Raw genomic sequence first — 15,090 nt, 5'->3', positions numbered from 1 at the left:
ACTTAGTTTCCCTTCTTTTTTCTTGCCTCACGCCTTGCTCTAGCCTCAACAAGGCGCTGAGGCTCAGTGTACAAACGCTCAAGAAAAATGTAGGTGAAATCCTCTAAATCTTCAGCGGCATCCTTATCTAATATACCTTCGTGAGCACCATCATTCCCATCATCTTTGACACATTCAGCCAACTCTCTCAAGGACTCAGGCAAAATACTATTTTCAAACAACCATTCCATTCTTAGCCCAAGGCTTCTTTTTATTTTTGCCGCAGGCGCGTCATCACCATTTGGAATAAGCCCTTTTGTTGCGTAATCAAGACAAAGCCTAAACATAGTGGCCGCTGCGTTGTAGCAGCCAATCGCCAAACATTTTGCCCCTTCTTCATATGCAGTATTTATATGTGCAGGCAAAAACTCAGGCGGTTCACCAACCATAAGATCTGCAGGAGAAATACAACGCTTTACTCTGGCTACATCCTTCAGCCCAAATATTGCCATCCTCCAATCAAAAGAATCCAATGCTTGTTCTTTTTGTTTATTTTCGCAAAGAAAAAGCGTCGTTTTATGGCATTCTCTGCACACACAATAAACTTCATACACAGGAATATCCTGCATATCAAAAGACCGATAAGTCCCACAACAGTTTGCACCACGTACATCAAAAGCAATTTTTTGTGTACCACATCTCGGACAGTCGTCTACATACGTTGCCATGACCCAATCCCCCACTAATTCCCTATAAACCGAGCCGAATCGAGGCCCTTGACGTATTACATTTTGATATCAACGCTTCTGCTTTACAACCATCAGCGCGCGCTCGTATCCCCGCCACGCCTGCCCGCTTTTTGTAGCGATTTTCATGCAGGTGCATGACATAAGCAAAAGCCCACCAGAACTGGCGGGCCTCAGCAAAAACGATCCTCAAACGATCATGCATATTCATGCGGCATAGTCATGCAGTGACTTTGGTCTGGTCAGGCGTAGAAAAATCTTCGAAAGATTTATAAGTTTCAGTATCAAATATTGAAATACTCTCAACCTGATCCATTGGGATTACATGCCTAAAATGATTTAAGTTCAGTGGAGTTGAGTCTGCTGTAATATTTTTACTAAGGTAAAGTTCATAGTAACGATGCTGCTCATGGTATCTGAGCGTATCTTTATCACGATAACCACTGATGTATGGTATGAGAGCCAGATGCTGAGTTTCCTGATGCTCCATCCGAGGAGCAGCTACGTAACCAATGTAAACTTTTCTGGATTTTAGCGTAACAAAGATGAGCTTACCTTCATCTATAGCCTGAACTAACAGTGACTCAATTCCATCTTGAGCTGCCATCTCGCGATATGCAGATTGACGAATCTCTTCGTTTTCTATTGCTCTTCGCGCATTGTTACCTTGGTCATAAGCAATAAACACCGCAAGCAGCATAGACAACACAAAGAACAATGGGTAAGACATTATCTTTACGTCTGTGAGCCATGAATAAAAGTCCACATGTAACTTAGGCCAAAAATAACCAAAAACATTGATAACTGAGCTTATAACTAGCAAGGTAACGAATGTAACAGCCATCAGAGTAAACCCCTGAATAGCAAACTTACAACCATGCATAGCTACATAAAAATAGGAATTCCAACCATTACTTCTTGCTTGCCTGATGCGGGACTGGTAATGATTTTCAGTGTACCAGAACCCGCAAACCAGGACGACCATGATAACTAAGGGTCCCATTCCTCATCCTTGTCGTTTTGCAGCCAATTCTTCCATTCTGGCACGCATTGATTCACGTACCTGCTTATTGTTCATGTTTAAGGTCGCCGCACCATTAGCATCTGTGATAATTTTACTATTATCAGACTGTTGCACATCCTGACGGATGACATCCTGCATAATCTTACCCGGTGCAGAGAGAACTTTGCGCAGAAGTTCAGACATATTTTCCTCCTTATGCCTCAAACGCCACGGATTGTGGTGCATGGAGGCTGTCATCTTATAATTATAGGACAACAAAAATACGAAACTATTCGAAGAGTGCTACGTATTAACCTATTTACATATCACCCTGCAACCAATTTATCCATAACTAACGCCTCGCACGGCTCGTTGCTCAACCTTGCGAACGGTAAAAACCAGTTTTATCGTCCGCAACGTTCACTAATGTAACCAGCTGTCGTCCTCCCAGACCTGCTGCATGATTTCCATCACTCGCTTTTTGTCTTCATCCAGTTTTAACCCGCTCAGTTCAACACCATTGGCGCTGCCCTTACGGATACGAATTGCTGTTTTGGGATACAGAGGGCGCAAATTACGGTAAAGCTCGGATTCAAGGGCTTCCAGTGTGACCTGGCTAATCTTCAGCTCTTTATCGATCATTATTTCAATGCGCATACAGATTCCCTTTAACTGGTAACGTCCATTGACCGGCTGTATTCATGGCTGCGAATTTTCGCCATCAACTCGTCAGTCAGTTCAGACACCCACTGGATAGCCAGCCGCTTTTCTTCATCGCTGCACTCACTAGCCGCTACAAGCTTGATAAAAAAATCAATACGCTGGAGCTTCAATGACTCCAAAAGATAGTCCTGCATCTTCCCTCCTATCATTACACGGATACACAACAACTGTATATATACCCACTGTTTATATGAACAGTATAATAGGAACAAAAAAATGTAAAACTGTTTTTTGTCAGTTAATTGGATACACTGACACCAGTCAATAAAGCACGAAATGTTAAACAGCAGTCTTAGTACCACTGACGCCATTTGTCATCTTCCTGCAGCCGCTGGTTACGGTAAAAAATACGTAAACCGGCCCCGGATGGAATGCTGCCACCACGCAGAAGCAAATCAATCTCCGATGCACTACCTTCAAACCCTCTGGCAGTCAATTCCGCTTCAAGCTGCAGGCGCTGCTGCTCCGAAATACTCTGTTTGTATGCTTTTTTCCGCTTAGGTTTTACCAGTCTCAACCTGGCTGTCAGCTCCCGGCGTTCCTTCTGGCCCATATTGTATAGGTAATCCTGCAGTTCCTGCTCATTCATGGTTTTAATATCGGGCAAATCTACCCCTGTATGGTTCAATTTTTCAACAGGGGGACAGTTATTGCCACGAGTCCAAGGGGCGCAAGCGCCCTGGTCGGCTGCCGCCTCCTGAACGTCAACGGCCTTACGAACCTTTTTCCACTTCATCGCGTGCGTGCAAATCTTGCCCTCAGCAATCGGGGACCAGATGCCATAGATACGGATACCGTGATCGCCGTAGGCGCTCGGTTCGTCGTTAAGCTCATAAGCCGTGCGGACAAGGTGATGTTTGCGGGGAACCAGTACACCGCCCTGCTTCATGATGTAGGTGGCAAAGCAACCCGCATCTGCAGCCGCCAGTACCGCATCCAGACGTGGATTATCCAGTACAGGCGCACCCGCTTTGCGTTCGCCCTGTACTCTCGCCGCCTGACCAGCCAGCAAGCGAAGCTCGCGGTATGCCTGGCGCCCCGGAATACCAAAGAAACGAAATTGCTGGACACGGTGCAGTGACGCCCAGGCGCTGACATGCTCGGCGCTGTCACGCAGTGATCTGCCGGTTTCTTTGCTGATTTCTTTAGCCAGCCCGCGCCCGTCGATGTTCTTACTGATGTATTTGGCGATGTAGCTTGTCGGTGTGCCCTTGCGCGGGTTGATTAGCTCGGACTTGAAGCGCGGTCCGGTATTGGTGCCCAGCTCCTCGCGGTCTTCACGGATGGCAAACTTACGCAGCAGCGCGGTGATGGAACGACGGTCTTTTTTGCGCATAAAGCACAGAAGATGCCAGTGCACAGTGCCGTCATGGTGCGGCTCTGCAACGCGGACGCCGTACCAGCGCAGCCCGGCTTTGTGCATGGCCTTGCGGAAAGCTGCGAATGTATCAACCAGATAGTCACTGCTCTGCCGGACCGTGGCGCTGGTCCATTTCGGATTAGGTCTGCCGTTGTTGAGGGTTGCGTGGAAGCGTGACGGGCAGGTGATGGTATAGAACACGGCGCAGTCTCCGCGCATTTCCGCGATCAGCTCCAGCCCTTTAACACAGGCCATCATTTCATTACGGCGGTGCGCCGGGTTGCTGTTGCTGGCGTTCACCACATCTTCCATATCCAGCGTGTCACCGTCTTCGTTGACCAGTTCATGCGAGCGGAAGAACTCCAGCGATTTGCGGCGCTGCTCGCGTTTGTGGATCACGGCTTCATAGCTGACATACGGGGACGCTTTCTTGTTGACCAGGCAGACGGCGCGCAGCTGCTCCTCCCGCCACTCGCAGCGCATCTGCCACAATTTGCGATACCACCAGTCCGCGCACAGCATGCGCGCCAGCGACGGTGGGATCAGTTCATAAGGCACCGGCTTGCGGCGGCGCTTTTTGCGGCGCAACTGCTCAAAGGCAGGCGGGATGACCTCAAGGCGCATGGCTTCTGCAGCAACCCTTTCCCATGCCTGGCGGATTTCTTCTGGTTTAACATCGTCACTGACAAACAGATCACCGCAGGCCGCATCAAGACACATGCTCATATGTGCCGCAACCAGCGTGGAAAGGCGCTTGACCTGCTCCTGATTCATTTCAGGCAGTACCAGCAGCCCCTCCAGCCCGTCCTGGCTCGCCATGAACCGGAAAGACGCAGACACCTGGCTGTCACGCACGCGCTCCAGCCGCTCCAGACAAGGCCTGATTGTTTCGCGCAGATAGCGGGAATAAGCTTTAGCCCTGCCCAGGCTATGGAAGTATTTAATCCGCTCCAGCAAAGGCTTGCTTATATGGGCAGGCATGGCGCTAACATCGGCAATAATCACCAAATCGGGATTAACGCGCTGCTGTTCGCGGGACATTTTGGCATGGCTAATCAGCCGATCCTGCTCCATTTCACGCTGGACAGGATCGCGGGATTCATTAAAGAAATAGCGTTCCCAAACCTCATCACTCAGCGCCTCACGGCGCAGATGCTCCTGCTCGTTATCCGCAGCATACAGAGTGATGAGGTTTGAAAGCGCAGACTCCGGCGCAACGTCCGCCGGGTCCAGATACGGATTAACCGCTTTTTTTGGGGTATTCCATGGAAAGGCCACGGCGGCCTCATTCGAGCCGCCGGTGGTTTGTGCATGATGTAATGTGAATTTACTCACTGCCACGCCCGCACCTCAGTTTCCACCGAGATATCAGGACCAGACGCCAAATCAACACCAAACCAGCATGCTGATTTTGTGGCGATGATTTCTACTGCAGTTTTACTATCACCGGCAGCCACGCCCATGCTGCGCTTAGCGGTGATACGATGACGGGTAAAATCACGATAAAGCGAACGGGTCAGAGACGTATCGCTGTTGGACACGATAACCGGATGACCTTCTGATAACCGGCGTTCAAGAATAGACGCCAAATGGTACTGATCATCCTCTGTAAAACCAGCTGTGTGATATCCGTTAAACGTGCCGTCATATGGTGGATCGCAATAGACAACATCACCCGTTTGCAGCAGTGCCAGTGTCTCGTCATAGCTGGCGCAGATAAACGCTGCGCGTTTTGCTTTTTCTGCAAATGCGCGTATTTCATTTTCAGGGAAGTACGGCTTTTTATAATGTCCGTATGGATTATTATATTCACCCTTCTGGTTATAGCGGCAAAGGCCACGATAGCCATGGCGATTTAAATATAGAAAATATGCTGCTTTTTCTACTTCATTAATAATAGAGTAATTGAAATGCTGGCGAACACGGTAATACTGAACATCCGAATTAAAATCTTTAAATAACTCCTTCGCTATCTGAATGACAGCCTCATGGTCTTTCTGAATCATCAGATAAAGATTAATCAAATCAGGATTAATATCCGCGACAAGATAATGAGGATAGTCTGTCGCCATCATCACAGCACAGGAACCCGCGAAAGGTTCAACCAGCCGCGAGCCAGCAGGAAGGTGCTTAATCAATTCCGGCATGATAGCGGTTTTATTTCCCGCCCATTTCAGGATAGTGGTCATATAGCTCCCCCTGAAATGACATAGGAGAGAGCCTCAAGCGGCGTTAATGAGCGAATAGAAAGAATTACCCATTGCCCTTCCACTGCCACAACTTCATTAATCGGCAAAGTGTGGGTAATAACAGCGGCCCATTCCCGACCAGTATATGAACCGTGTTTCCATTCGCAGAGAGAAAGGACATCACCTACTTTGTAGCCGCGATCATCTTTGCGAAGCTCTGCCTTTTTGCTGCCAGCGACTACGGCATTAAAATACTTAGGTGCAATTTTTATCTGATGGATGCGCATAGTCATACTGCACCTCCGTTATAGTGTTTGCCTTTCAGCTCTGCGATTTCCTGACAAGTGACGCAACACTGCACGCCTGGAATGGCGCGACGGCGTGCTGGCGGGATCGGTGCATCACAATCAATGCAAAGCACACGGGAAACGCCCGGCGTTCTATTGCGGGCGGTGTGGATGTGGCGCTGACGTTCTTCTTCAACGCGCTGCTGTACAAGGTCCATTGAATCAGCCATCAGTGGATCTCCTGCGCTTCGTTCTGAATGTTTTCAGCCGCAATACGCAGCAGCTCCGCCGCTTCAACGTGGTTAAGCTGGCGCGACGTGATATGGCAAGCCAGGCTATCAAGACGGGCAGCCATTGCCGCAGCACGTGCCCTGCGTTCTTCCATGCGTGCATCAGTCAGCATCTGGTTAAGGCCAGCATCATCTGGTCCTGTTTTGGTAATACGGGTTTCAATATTTCGCATTGTTGTTTCTCCTGAATTTGGGCAATAAGAAGCCCGGCGGGTTTACGCCTTTAATTTCGGTTGAGGGTTAATTCGGCATGGTTAGCCGCTTGGGAAATAAGCTCACCACTGCACGAAAATGATTCATTGCTTTAATCAGCTCCCGCTTTTCGTCAGTAGTCAGATCACTTATATTGACGCTATGACGTTCTGCCGGAATCTTTGCCATATAAAATATGGCTGCCAGTGCCCTCTCATTTTGTTTATTGTTAACGTCCCTCTGGTTGCGCATATCTTCAATAAACCTTTCAAGCTCCGACTCAATATTTAGGCCGAACACTTTTGCACGTAGTTCCGCAATATGATTCAGTCCGTCCAGGCGTTTACCGGGGCTTAATGGGACAGTCACCGCAGCGCCTTCAATAGCCATAATTTCCTCCACAGATCACTTGCAACTCCTTCTCTGATATGATTTTCCGGTGCAACGAGATAACTCAGAGGATGTAGCAATGTTGAACCTGGTTGAGAAGGAACGTATCGAGCAGCTTGAAAATGAAATTGCGCGACTGCGCGAGGATGTTGAGATGCAACAAATTCTGCTGTCTGGCTTACTACACAGTGTGCTACGAGGGGAATCATCGAATCAGTCAGCATTTTTAAACATCCTTCGTGAAGAATTAAACAAATTGCCGCTAGGCTCACTCAAACGTCAGGAATTCACCCACAAGCTCCAGGAGCTAATAGAGCGTTACCGATAAGTTGGTTGGCGATACTGTTCAAGAGGTGATGTGCTTTTTCGCATCACTTCCTGAACCCTTTCTCCCCGAAAGAATGTCCCATCTCGCAACGTGAAATAGTAACTACCATCACCCGAAAGAGACGGATAACAACTTGCAAACTCATCCTCATGAATTGAATACTTTTCGCCCTTGTGGAAGAACTGGTAAAACACACCTTCTGTAGCTTGCGCCATGATTTCTCCTTTTTGGTTGTAGACAGTTCAGTCAGCAGCACATCTTGAGAGCGGCACGGATGCCAGCGCTTACCATCCTTCCCCATAATCCAGCCATGACCGCAGTGCATTGCAGGACTTTGCTTAACGAGCAGTGATGCAAAAGATGGTTCTTTAGTCAGCATAACCACCTCAGATCAGGCCGAACGAAGCGCCGAGGCCCGTCACGGTATCTACTGCGCTTGACATCGCCGGATTAGCCTGCAAACGCGCATGCAATGAAACTGCAGTGAGTGCCATAAGGCGCGTAACAGAGTTGATGCTATTGATCACATCGCGGCGGCCTGCACTGGTTTTCACATCACCAGATACTGCGCCTGCAGCTACACGCCCAATCTCCGCAGTTGCACTCATGACGTAATGCGGCAGGTTCTCTTTTGCCACTTCATTCAATGGCACGCACGGCAGGCAATGGATTTGAGCAAGAAAACCGTCAACCAGCGTTGAGTCTTCTGTGATATCAGTCAGCAGCCAGATCTCCGGCGGCGTAAGTTGATGCGGTTGCTCCGGGTTCAGCTTATTGCGCAGCGTCTGGACATTCATTCCTGCACGTTTTGCCAGCTTCGCCATGTTGTGACGCAGTGCGAAAGCCCGGCAGGCTTCGTCAAAGTGTGGATGTTTGGAAATCTTATAATCAAACATGCGCCCCTCTCAAAAAGTTCTCATAATTGAACTTACTGACCAACAATGACGCGAAAGTTGGAATGACCGAGGGATTCACGAACCTGGTCTGTTTTGTACATCAGGTAACGCAGACTTACGCGACCTTTGTTTTTTTCTTTCTTGACCATGTACTTAGCAAGCTGACCATGGTGAATTTTCTGGTAAACAGAGCCACGGGAGATACCTTCCCATTCAGCGAACTCTGCAGGCGTAGCCATCTCTTTTGGTACACGAATTGAAATATCAGTGCTCATAGTGCAGTATCTCTTAGTTTGGTTTCGATTTATCTCGTTTTATAGGGTTAAGGTTTGTTTTTCAAACCTTGAGTGAATACTAAGATCACATTTTATATACGTCAAGGGTTTTGCTTATGAGATCCATCAAGGTAGGTAATGACAGTGGAGGGCGTGAAGCTATCAATAGGCTGATTAAGGCTTATAACTTCAGCTCTCGACAGCAGTTGTGTGACCATCTTTCCGTTTCAAAAAGCACCATGGCAAACAGATACTTAAGAGACAGCTTCCCTGCTGAATGGGTTATACAGTGCGCTCTTGAAACTGGGGTTTCGTTGCTTTGGTTAACGACTGGGCAAGGTGATAAAAATGATAATAACGCGCAGGAAAATAGTTTTGGTTTTGTGAACCAGCCCCATATCAAACCGTTATCCGAAGTTGTAGCGCCTGAAATTGATAAGGCCACATTAGATGGTGGCGCTTTAGTGGACCAAGGCAAGGTGATATTGGATAACAGTCTAATCCCCCACAACATGACTAATCCGTGGCTCATCCATACAGACGATGGCTCTTACCTCGTTGACCGTAGCGGCACTCCACCAGTAAATGGCGTATGGCTCGTTGATATTGATGGAATAAAAACGATAGCTAAACTTGCACGCATCCCCGGCAATCGCTTAATTGTCCAGCAGGGTGAGTCATCTTTTGAGTGCAGCCTTGATGATATCGAGGTAGTAGGCCGTGCTATAAAAGTAATTAAGAGTCTGTGATATGACGATCAGAAAGCAGCCGAACGGAAAATGGTTGTGTGAGTGCTACCCGAACGGGCGCGACGGCAAACGCGTGCGCAAGCAATTTGCGACGAAAGGCGAGGCCATAGCATTCGAAAACTTCACCATGGATGAAGTGAACAAAAAACCATGGCTAGGAGAAAAAGAAGATCGGCGACATCTGTCAGAGGTAATAGAGCAATGGCACTCACTCTACGGGCAGACGCTTGCAGACCCCAAACGCCTGATGGCGAAACTTAGAATTATCTGTAATGGTTTGGGTGATCCCATCGCCTCAGAACTGACCGCCGGTGACTTTACGAAATACCGCGAAGCGCGGCTAAAAGGTGAAGTGCGAAATGAAGATGGCGCGCTTATGTCACCTGTTAAACCCCGCACGGTAAACCTTGAACAGCGCAACCTATCATCAGTTTTTGGCACCCTGAAAAAGCTGGGCCACTGGTCAGCTCCCAATCCGCTCGCCGGACTGCCAACATTTAAAATCGCAGAGGGCGAACTAGCGTTTCTGACACCAGAAGAAATTAAGCGCCTATTAGATGCCTGCGCAGATTCTCAAAGCCCCAGTCTGCTGATGATTGCAAAAATATGCCTGGCCACCGGCGCGCGATGGAGTGAAGCCGAAAACCTTCAAGGCCATCAGTTAACTAAATATCGGATCACCTATACCAAAACCAAAGGCAAGAAAAACCGTACCGTACCGATATCTCAGGAGCTGTATGATGAACTCCCCAAAAACAGAGGGAAACTATTCACGCCATGCAGAAAAGCTTTTGAGCGCGCAGTGAAACGAGCTGGTATCGACTTGCCAGAGGGCCAATGTACCCACGTCCTGCGCCATACTTTCGCCAGCCATTTTATGATGAACGGCGGAAATATACTGGTACTTCGGGATATTCTTGGTCACTCAGATATAAAAATGACAATGATATACGCGCATTTCGCACCTGAGCATTTGGAAGATGCGGTAACTAAAAATCCACTATATAACCTAATCAGCCTATGATTCTTATGACCTCAATTATTGATAACCCAGCTATTCGTTCATACTTACTAGCATTGTTAATTACAATCGCAATTATAATCTGGAGAAAATGGTACATTTTGAGCAAAGAAAACCTATTTAAGCAGAAACTTTTTTGGTTCTCAATAGGCATTCCTTTGTTTTCATTTATATACTTCGGAGCATTTGCGTGGTGGGGAAAAACACCTGTCCTTTCTGCTCACGGCTATGCAAGATTTTATGAGATAAGCAAATTCCCTTTATTAATTTTAGCAAGCTCGGTTCCTCTTGCATCTATAGTTAATAATATCCATAGAACAATCCAAACTGAATCTCAAATTAACACATCAGAATCTAAAAATGCGATAGATAGATATCTCGCGCACGAAAAAAACATTATTGAAAAAATAAAAGAGGTCGCAAAATTTAATATACTCGAAACAACTGATGCAGATGGAAAAATAAAACAAATTAAACACAATTCAAAACACAAAATAACAACAAGGGATTCAATAAACATATCAAACCCGTATCATCTGTATAAGAAAATATACCCATTCACAACTATGGATGTAGAATCAAATTATAATTTTGACAATAATTTCATAACTAAAATAGAAAACACCCTTGACATTATAAATAAAAGCCTTGAAAGGAATGTGGCTGATAACACCTTGATATCACCATCTTTAAATAAACTAAACACGGTATCATATAATATAGCTTTATTATTTGAACATTTATGCATTGATAATATATCATTAGCATTTTACAAAATACGCACTGACCGTGGAGAAATAAAAATATTTACAGATGATGAGTTCATTTTCTTAGAAATATTAGAAGCGGCGTACCATATTTCAAGAAAACTGGTTTTCATAATAACTGGGAATGAACCCCCGATTTTTGATAACATCACAAGCTATATTTATGACACAGAACCCTCCTTTGGTTTATTTAATAATGTAGAACATACACATCCGATTTACTCACCATCTTGGTTAACTTATGTGACAAATGAAGTTATTGTTACAAAGGATGGCGACAATATGGCGACAGAGGGTTAAAAATAACTAATACTGATTCAAACAAAATAAAACCAACTATATGTTTTAAAAGATAATTATTTGTTTTCATTATAGTAAAGATGGTATGTAGGAATTTCGGACGCGGGTTCAACTCCCGCCAGCCCAAATTTCTCGATTGGTGATTACCAGAGTCATCCAATAAAGTCCTAAGAGCCCGCACGGCGCAAGCCCTGCGGGCTTTTTTGTGTCTGTTATTGCCCGAAGGCATCCAGCTAAATCCAGAGAAAATTGGTACACGTATAGGTACACGCTATCTATACTGTGGTCCATTCAACGTATACCAACTATGGAAAGAATCCAGACATGGCGCGTATCACATGCCCCTCACTAACAACGAGATCCTTAAAGCTAAGCCCCGAGAAAAAGAAACCATGGTCAGTTTTGAACGATATACTGACCTTTACTTGCGAAAAACGTCTTAGATTACAAACTCAAGGCACTAATACAGAGCAGAAGTTTTTCGGCTGCATTGCTGGCGGCATCCCAGATGTTAGCGATAAGAAGGGACTTAGTCAGAGTACTCTTTCAGCATGGCAAGAACCGCCCAACGAGCCACATCGTCTGCAATATTGTCAGGCAAAGCATCAGCTCGCAGATTGATATAAGCATCGGCGGCCATTTTAATGGCCATGCTGACGGAGTCACAATCGTGCGTGGACAGCGTAGAAGTCAGCAGGTCATCAGGATCAATGCTGAGGAATTCAATGCGGCGAACCCCACGTTGCGGTAAATTTGCACGACGGTACAGCATAGGTCCCAGCACCTGCTCGCGGAAGAATGCCAACATACCCATCGCTTCAAAAAGTTCGCCCCTTCCCAGTTTAACCACCGCATAATGAAGCCAGATCCAGGCGCGGGACTCAAACCACTCCGGCGTCATGTTTGGCCAGTGAGCGCTAAACTTTGTCAGTTGTCGCTCCAGAGCAGTGTTATCACGGGTAAATAACACCGCTGGCTCCTCAACGCGTTGAGTGAGCATATCCAGGGTGACGAATTTCAGATCAACATGAAGGAGTTCAGGGCCATACAGGCATATAAGCAGACGAGGCTCTCCGACATGTTCCCCGGTGAAAGCATGCAGCAGATGGCCTAATGTTCCGGCGAGTGCCCTACGCTGCGCTATGATTTCGTTGTAGTAGAGGGGATCTACGACAACGACAAAATCGAGATCGGAGTATTTATCAAACCCGCCATGAACAATCGAGCCACCAGCAAGAAGGGAATGGATTCGCGAATCCGACTGAAATTTAAGCTTGAGTTGCTCTGCAAAACTTCTGTGTAAATCGGGTAACGTACTAAGCATACTTTTTCCTGTTCACAAAAAATACAAAGCATTTCAGAATATCGAGTAGTTTATATTCAGGCCAGATATTTTTTGCAGGAACAGTCATGTCCTTTGAAGACGCTCACTTAGCCGCATGCCCACGATTGGTGGGGAAGACCAGAGAGCGAAGTGCAGCGTTTAGCTGGGGGAACGTTTGATCGTCTGCATTGGCAACGTCCTCAGATTCCATCGAATGGTGAAATCCTGCCCACCTTTCAGTCGTATTGCTAGCACAGTTTTAGAACGTCCTGTCAGAACGAGTAGCGGATATGCAAGCCAGGATAAAATGTAGTTAGTCAAACCATCAACAAGTAATCTGCCGACACGGGAAAATACGCCATAAGAATTGCTACTTCATCGCGTCTATAAATGTTCAGGAGGGTTCAATGTCTTCATCTTTTCAACATCGTTTCATTCTCACAGGTGGCCCAGGGTCAGGCAAAAGCACGATAATTGATACCATTATAAAAAGAGGTTTTTGGTGTTCTAAAGAAGCTGGACGAGGTGTTATACAAGACCAGGTTACCATCGGCGGTGATGCATTGCCATGGGCCAATCAAACTGCGTTCGCAGAGCTCATGCTATCCTGGGACATGCGTTCATGGCACGAAGCAGAAGGGCAAACAAGACCCTGCTTCTTCGACCGCGGTGTTCCTGATGTTGTAGGTTATTTACGTCTTTCAAAGCTTACCATACCGAAGTATTTGGAAAACGCCATCGAGAGATTTCGCTATAACCGAACCGTATTTATAGCCCCCCCCTGGCGTGACATATATGTACAGGATACCGAGCGCAAGCAATCTTTCGATGTCGCCGTCGCGACCTATCACGCAATGGTGCAAACATACCGTATGTATGACTATCAGTTGATTGAATTGCCATGCGTTTCCGTTGAGGAGCGTGTGGATTTTATCCTTTCCAGGATAGTATGCTGATAAAACAGCAACTACGCGTAATGGCGAATCCCCCTGCCTGAATCGGCCATCGTGGCATGAAAATACATTCTCTATGCGCGCCCTTGCAGACTGCAATTTATGTTTGTATGAAAATCCGCAATGAGGGTTTAAATTTTATTTAAGAGGGAATAAATGCGTACTCGTCCATCCTCTCGATTGATAGTCCTTTCACCTGAAAATCACGTTCTGCTCTTTAGGTTCTGCCATAAAGATGATGCTCTGGATGGAAAAACTTACTGGGCAACGCCAGGGGGAGGAGTTGAGCACAACGAGTCTTTTGAGCAGGCGGCGTTACGTGAATTATTTGAAGAAACGGGCCTGACAAGAAAAACGGCGGGACCACAAATCGCCTCCAGAACCTTTCCTATGATGTTGCCAGGTGGTGAGAACGTTCTTGCTGAAGAACGTTTCTTTATTATTACTGCAGATAAATCAGATATTGACCGCTCAGGTTGGAGTAATAACGAAAAAGAAGTCATTCGCGAGCACTACTGGTGGAGCTTAGACGAGCTCAGACAAACTAATGAAATCATCTTCCCACTCGATTTGATAATTAACATACTCGAAGGTTCCCCCTGCACTTAACTCTCAGAAACGGCTTAGATGTCCACTTCTGGCACGAAGTGGACAAGTTACCTGAGCTGAAGGTCCGCTATGAGCGAAGAACGGACATTTACGATTCCCTGGCTAGCGCGTTAACTAACGCTGTTAGTATTATTTCAATAATTTTGCCATCAACTCAAAAAACATAGGCAGGTCGCGGCTGAAAGAGAAGGATGCGTTTATAGCCTTGCGCGCGATTAAACCGTCAATAAAGGCAAAAAGAATAATCGTGACTTCCTCAAGGCTAATGTCCCGACGAAACTCTCCCGCTGCAATTCCGTCTACAATAATTCCCGCAATACTTTGCCGCATGATGGTATCACTGGATATATACGTTTTCTGCAATTCAGGGTTCCGCGCAGACTCCGCCATGATTTCAACCCACAGTTGATGCGTAACTGGGTAACCTACATCGCTTATGCACGATGTAACCTGCGCGCAAAGGCGCTCGAAATAAGTACTGTTAGACGGAGCATTGTGAGCGGTCAACGCTGAATTCTGCTCTTCAAGAACGATTGCCTTGATGAGGTCATCCTTGCTTTTGAAATACGTGTACATCGCTCCCTGGCTGATCCCTGCCCGATTAGAAATTTCACGCACGCTTGTCGCACTAAAGCCTTTTTCTGCAAAACAAGTAGCGGCAGCGGCAATCAGCTTATGGTAGGTTTCGGTTTTCTTTAACATGTTGACT

The 15,090-nt window shown here is 46.5% G+C and carries 21 protein-coding genes and 2 pseudogenes; 6 read left to right on the top strand and 17 right to left on the bottom strand.

Annotated features, from left to right (window positions below; all coding sequences use genetic code 11):
* Positions 1-2: 2 nt before the first annotated feature.
* The 11 genes from FDX09_RS16895 to FDX09_RS16840 all read right to left on the bottom strand — a co-directional run bounded on the left by FDX09_RS16895 (position 3) and on the right by FDX09_RS16840 (position 7,159).
* Positions 3-707, bottom strand: coding sequence for a DUF4145 domain-containing protein (locus FDX09_RS16895; RefSeq protein WP_137347562.1), 705 nt, complete (start codon positions 705-707; stop codon positions 3-5).
* A 238-nt stretch (positions 708-945) separates the two neighbouring features.
* Entirely contained in the window at positions 946-1,728 is a 783-nt protein-coding gene (locus FDX09_RS16885) for a hypothetical protein (RefSeq protein ID WP_049066398.1), read from the bottom strand.
* Positions 1,729-1,731: 3 nt separating this feature from the next.
* On the bottom strand, positions 1,732-1,932 hold the full coding sequence (locus tag FDX09_RS16880; protein ID WP_001292590.1) for a hypothetical protein: 201 nt from the start codon (positions 1,930-1,932) through the stop codon (positions 1,732-1,734).
* A gap of 219 nt (positions 1,933-2,151) precedes the next feature.
* Positions 2,152-2,385: a DinI family protein gene (locus FDX09_RS16875; RefSeq protein ID WP_001397660.1), complete on the bottom strand. Its 234-nt coding sequence runs from the start codon at positions 2,383-2,385 to the stop codon at positions 2,152-2,154.
* 11 nt (positions 2,386-2,396) lie between these two features.
* Positions 2,397-2,585 (bottom strand): hypothetical protein, encoded by a 189-nt coding sequence (locus FDX09_RS16870; RefSeq protein ID WP_001154444.1) that lies wholly within the window; start codon positions 2,583-2,585, stop codon positions 2,397-2,399.
* A gap of 158 nt (positions 2,586-2,743) precedes the next feature.
* Positions 2,744-5,152 (bottom strand): replication endonuclease, encoded by a 2,409-nt coding sequence (locus FDX09_RS16865; protein ID WP_137347560.1) that lies wholly within the window; start codon positions 5,150-5,152, stop codon positions 2,744-2,746.
* Positions 5,143-6,000, bottom strand: coding sequence for a DNA adenine methylase (locus tag FDX09_RS16860; RefSeq protein WP_137347559.1), 858 nt, complete (start codon positions 5,998-6,000; stop codon positions 5,143-5,145). Before FDX09_RS16860 ends, FDX09_RS16865 begins: the two co-directional genes overlap by 10 nt.
* A complete protein-coding gene (locus FDX09_RS16855; protein ID WP_000178747.1) occupies positions 5,997-6,293 on the bottom strand; it encodes a DUF3850 domain-containing protein in 297 nt (98 codons plus the stop codon). Before FDX09_RS16855 ends, FDX09_RS16860 begins: the two co-directional genes overlap by 4 nt.
* On the bottom strand, positions 6,290-6,517 hold the full coding sequence (locus tag FDX09_RS16850) for a TraR/DksA family transcriptional regulator (protein ID WP_000785513.1): 228 nt from the start codon (positions 6,515-6,517) through the stop codon (positions 6,290-6,292). The genes FDX09_RS16855 and FDX09_RS16850 overlap by 4 nt, the downstream gene beginning before the upstream one ends.
* Positions 6,517-6,750: a DUF2732 family protein gene (locus FDX09_RS16845; protein ID WP_001244238.1), complete on the bottom strand. Its 234-nt coding sequence runs from the start codon at positions 6,748-6,750 to the stop codon at positions 6,517-6,519. Before FDX09_RS16845 ends, FDX09_RS16850 begins: the two co-directional genes overlap by 1 nt.
* 67 nt (positions 6,751-6,817) lie before the next feature.
* The gene (locus FDX09_RS16840; protein ID WP_097485629.1) at positions 6,818-7,159 is read right to left on the bottom strand and encodes a DUF5347 domain-containing protein; all 342 of its coding nucleotides are present in this window, start codon (positions 7,157-7,159) and stop codon (positions 6,818-6,820) included.
* Positions 7,160-7,238: 79 nt separating this feature from the next.
* On the opposite strand from FDX09_RS16840, the gene FDX09_RS16835 reads away from it, so the two are divergent.
* Positions 7,239-7,487, top strand: coding sequence for a hypothetical protein (locus FDX09_RS16835; RefSeq protein WP_097485628.1), 249 nt, complete (start codon positions 7,239-7,241; stop codon positions 7,485-7,487).
* Here the strand turns inward: FDX09_RS16835 and FDX09_RS23950 are convergent.
* The 4 genes and pseudogenes from FDX09_RS23950 to FDX09_RS16820 all read right to left on the bottom strand — a co-directional run bounded on the left by FDX09_RS23950 (position 7,478) and on the right by FDX09_RS16820 (position 8,658).
* On the bottom strand, positions 7,478-7,702 hold the full coding sequence (locus tag FDX09_RS23950; protein WP_227467343.1) for a hypothetical protein: 225 nt from the start codon (positions 7,700-7,702) through the stop codon (positions 7,478-7,480). The genes FDX09_RS16835 and FDX09_RS23950 overlap by 10 nt on opposite strands.
* Positions 7,681-7,866: pseudogene (locus FDX09_RS23945) on the bottom strand (phage filamentation protein Fil family protein); the annotation flags it as partial. The pseudogene FDX09_RS23945 and the gene FDX09_RS23950, both read right to left, overlap by 22 nt.
* Before the next feature lie 7 nt (positions 7,867-7,873).
* Positions 7,874-8,383: a phage regulatory CII family protein gene (locus FDX09_RS16825; RefSeq protein ID WP_137347558.1), complete on the bottom strand. Its 510-nt coding sequence runs from the start codon at positions 8,381-8,383 to the stop codon at positions 7,874-7,876.
* A 32-nt stretch (positions 8,384-8,415) separates the two neighbouring features.
* Positions 8,416-8,658: a Rha family transcriptional regulator gene (locus FDX09_RS16820; RefSeq protein ID WP_000102106.1), complete on the bottom strand. Its 243-nt coding sequence runs from the start codon at positions 8,656-8,658 to the stop codon at positions 8,416-8,418.
* A gap of 116 nt (positions 8,659-8,774) precedes the next feature.
* On the opposite strand from FDX09_RS16820, the gene FDX09_RS16815 reads away from it, so the two are divergent.
* From FDX09_RS16815 to FDX09_RS16805, 3 genes are read left to right on the top strand one after another with little or no spacing between them, the layout of a single operon-like run.
* Complete coding sequence (locus FDX09_RS16815) at positions 8,775-9,407, top strand: phage repressor protein CI (protein ID WP_137347557.1); 633 nt, start codon at positions 8,775-8,777, stop codon at positions 9,405-9,407.
* A gap of 1 nt (position 9,408) precedes the next feature.
* Entirely contained in the window at positions 9,409-10,431 is a 1,023-nt protein-coding gene (locus tag FDX09_RS16810) for a site-specific integrase (RefSeq protein ID WP_137347556.1), read from the top strand.
* A gap of 5 nt (positions 10,432-10,436) precedes the next feature.
* Positions 10,437-11,495 (top strand): hypothetical protein, encoded by a 1,059-nt coding sequence (locus FDX09_RS16805; protein ID WP_137347555.1) that lies wholly within the window; start codon positions 10,437-10,439, stop codon positions 11,493-11,495.
* A 529-nt stretch (positions 11,496-12,024) separates the two neighbouring features.
* On the opposite strand, the gene FDX09_RS16800 is transcribed toward FDX09_RS16805, so the two are convergent.
* Positions 12,025-12,819, bottom strand: a complete 795-nt coding sequence (locus FDX09_RS16800; protein ID WP_137347554.1) for a nucleotidyltransferase domain-containing protein — start codon at positions 12,817-12,819, stop codon at positions 12,025-12,027.
* A 407-nt stretch (positions 12,820-13,226) separates the two neighbouring features.
* On the opposite strand from FDX09_RS16800, the gene FDX09_RS16795 reads away from it, so the two are divergent.
* The gene (locus tag FDX09_RS16795; protein WP_137347553.1) at positions 13,227-13,775 is read left to right on the top strand and encodes an AAA family ATPase; all 549 of its coding nucleotides are present in this window, start codon (positions 13,227-13,229) and stop codon (positions 13,773-13,775) included.
* A 153-nt stretch (positions 13,776-13,928) separates the two neighbouring features.
* Positions 13,929-14,381, top strand: coding sequence for an NUDIX domain-containing protein (locus tag FDX09_RS16790; protein ID WP_069324616.1), 453 nt, complete (start codon positions 13,929-13,931; stop codon positions 14,379-14,381).
* A 110-nt stretch (positions 14,382-14,491) separates the two neighbouring features.
* On the opposite strand, the pseudogene FDX09_RS16785 reads toward FDX09_RS16790, so the two are convergent.
* Positions 14,492-15,083 (bottom strand): annotated as a pseudogene (locus FDX09_RS16785) (TetR/AcrR family transcriptional regulator).
* Between the last annotated feature and the right edge of the window lie 7 nt (positions 15,084-15,090).

Source organism: Citrobacter sp. wls717 (genome assembly GCF_005280955.1).
Classification (GTDB): Bacteria; Pseudomonadota; Gammaproteobacteria; order Enterobacterales; family Enterobacteriaceae; genus Citrobacter; species Citrobacter werkmanii.
This window is presented reverse-complemented; position numbering and strand designations above follow the sequence as displayed.

What these genes read in the sequence shown, in the direction of transcription:
- FDX09_RS16840 (WP_097485629.1), bottom strand. Translation starts at nt 7,159, where the DNA reads ATGGCTATTGAAGGCGCTGCGGTGACTGTCCCATTAAGCCCCGGTAAA.
- FDX09_RS16860 (WP_137347559.1), bottom strand. Translation starts at nt 6,000, where the DNA reads ATGACCACTATCCTGAAATGGGCGGGAAATAAAACCGCTATCATGCCG.
- FDX09_RS16895 (WP_137347562.1), bottom strand. Translation starts at nt 707, where the DNA reads ATGGCAACGTATGTAGACGACTGTCCGAGATGTGGTACACAAAAAATT.
- FDX09_RS16820 (WP_000102106.1), bottom strand. Translation starts at nt 8,658, where the DNA reads ATGAGCACTGATATTTCAATTCGTGTACCAAAAGAGATGGCTACGCCT.
- FDX09_RS16805 (WP_137347555.1), top strand. Translation starts at nt 10,437, where the DNA reads ATGACCTCAATTATTGATAACCCAGCTATTCGTTCATACTTACTAGCA.
- FDX09_RS16855 (WP_000178747.1), bottom strand. Translation starts at nt 6,293, where the DNA reads ATGACTATGCGCATCCATCAGATAAAAATTGCACCTAAGTATTTTAAT.
- FDX09_RS16795 (WP_137347553.1), top strand. Translation starts at nt 13,227, where the DNA reads ATGTCTTCATCTTTTCAACATCGTTTCATTCTCACAGGTGGCCCAGGG.
- FDX09_RS16800 (WP_137347554.1), bottom strand. Translation starts at nt 12,819, where the DNA reads ATGCTTAGTACGTTACCCGATTTACACAGAAGTTTTGCAGAGCAACTC.
- FDX09_RS23950 (WP_227467343.1), bottom strand. Translation starts at nt 7,702, where the DNA reads ATGGCGCAAGCTACAGAAGGTGTGTTTTACCAGTTCTTCCACAAGGGC.
- FDX09_RS16880 (WP_001292590.1), bottom strand. Translation starts at nt 1,932, where the DNA reads ATGTCTGAACTTCTGCGCAAAGTTCTCTCTGCACCGGGTAAGATTATG.
- FDX09_RS16825 (WP_137347558.1), bottom strand. Translation starts at nt 8,383, where the DNA reads ATGTTTGATTATAAGATTTCCAAACATCCACACTTTGACGAAGCCTGC.
- FDX09_RS16875 (WP_001397660.1), bottom strand. Translation starts at nt 2,385, where the DNA reads ATGCGCATTGAAATAATGATCGATAAAGAGCTGAAGATTAGCCAGGTC.
- FDX09_RS16835 (WP_097485628.1), top strand. Translation starts at nt 7,239, where the DNA reads ATGTTGAACCTGGTTGAGAAGGAACGTATCGAGCAGCTTGAAAATGAA.
- FDX09_RS16790 (WP_069324616.1), top strand. Translation starts at nt 13,929, where the DNA reads ATGCGTACTCGTCCATCCTCTCGATTGATAGTCCTTTCACCTGAAAAT.
- FDX09_RS16815 (WP_137347557.1), top strand. Translation starts at nt 8,775, where the DNA reads ATGAGATCCATCAAGGTAGGTAATGACAGTGGAGGGCGTGAAGCTATC.
- FDX09_RS16870 (WP_001154444.1), bottom strand. Translation starts at nt 2,585, where the DNA reads ATGCAGGACTATCTTTTGGAGTCATTGAAGCTCCAGCGTATTGATTTT.
- FDX09_RS16850 (WP_000785513.1), bottom strand. Translation starts at nt 6,517, where the DNA reads ATGGCTGATTCAATGGACCTTGTACAGCAGCGCGTTGAAGAAGAACGT.
- FDX09_RS16885 (WP_049066398.1), bottom strand. Translation starts at nt 1,728, where the DNA reads ATGGGACCCTTAGTTATCATGGTCGTCCTGGTTTGCGGGTTCTGGTAC.
- FDX09_RS16845 (WP_001244238.1), bottom strand. Translation starts at nt 6,750, where the DNA reads ATGCGAAATATTGAAACCCGTATTACCAAAACAGGACCAGATGATGCT.
- FDX09_RS16810 (WP_137347556.1), top strand. Translation starts at nt 9,409, where the DNA reads ATGACGATCAGAAAGCAGCCGAACGGAAAATGGTTGTGTGAGTGCTAC.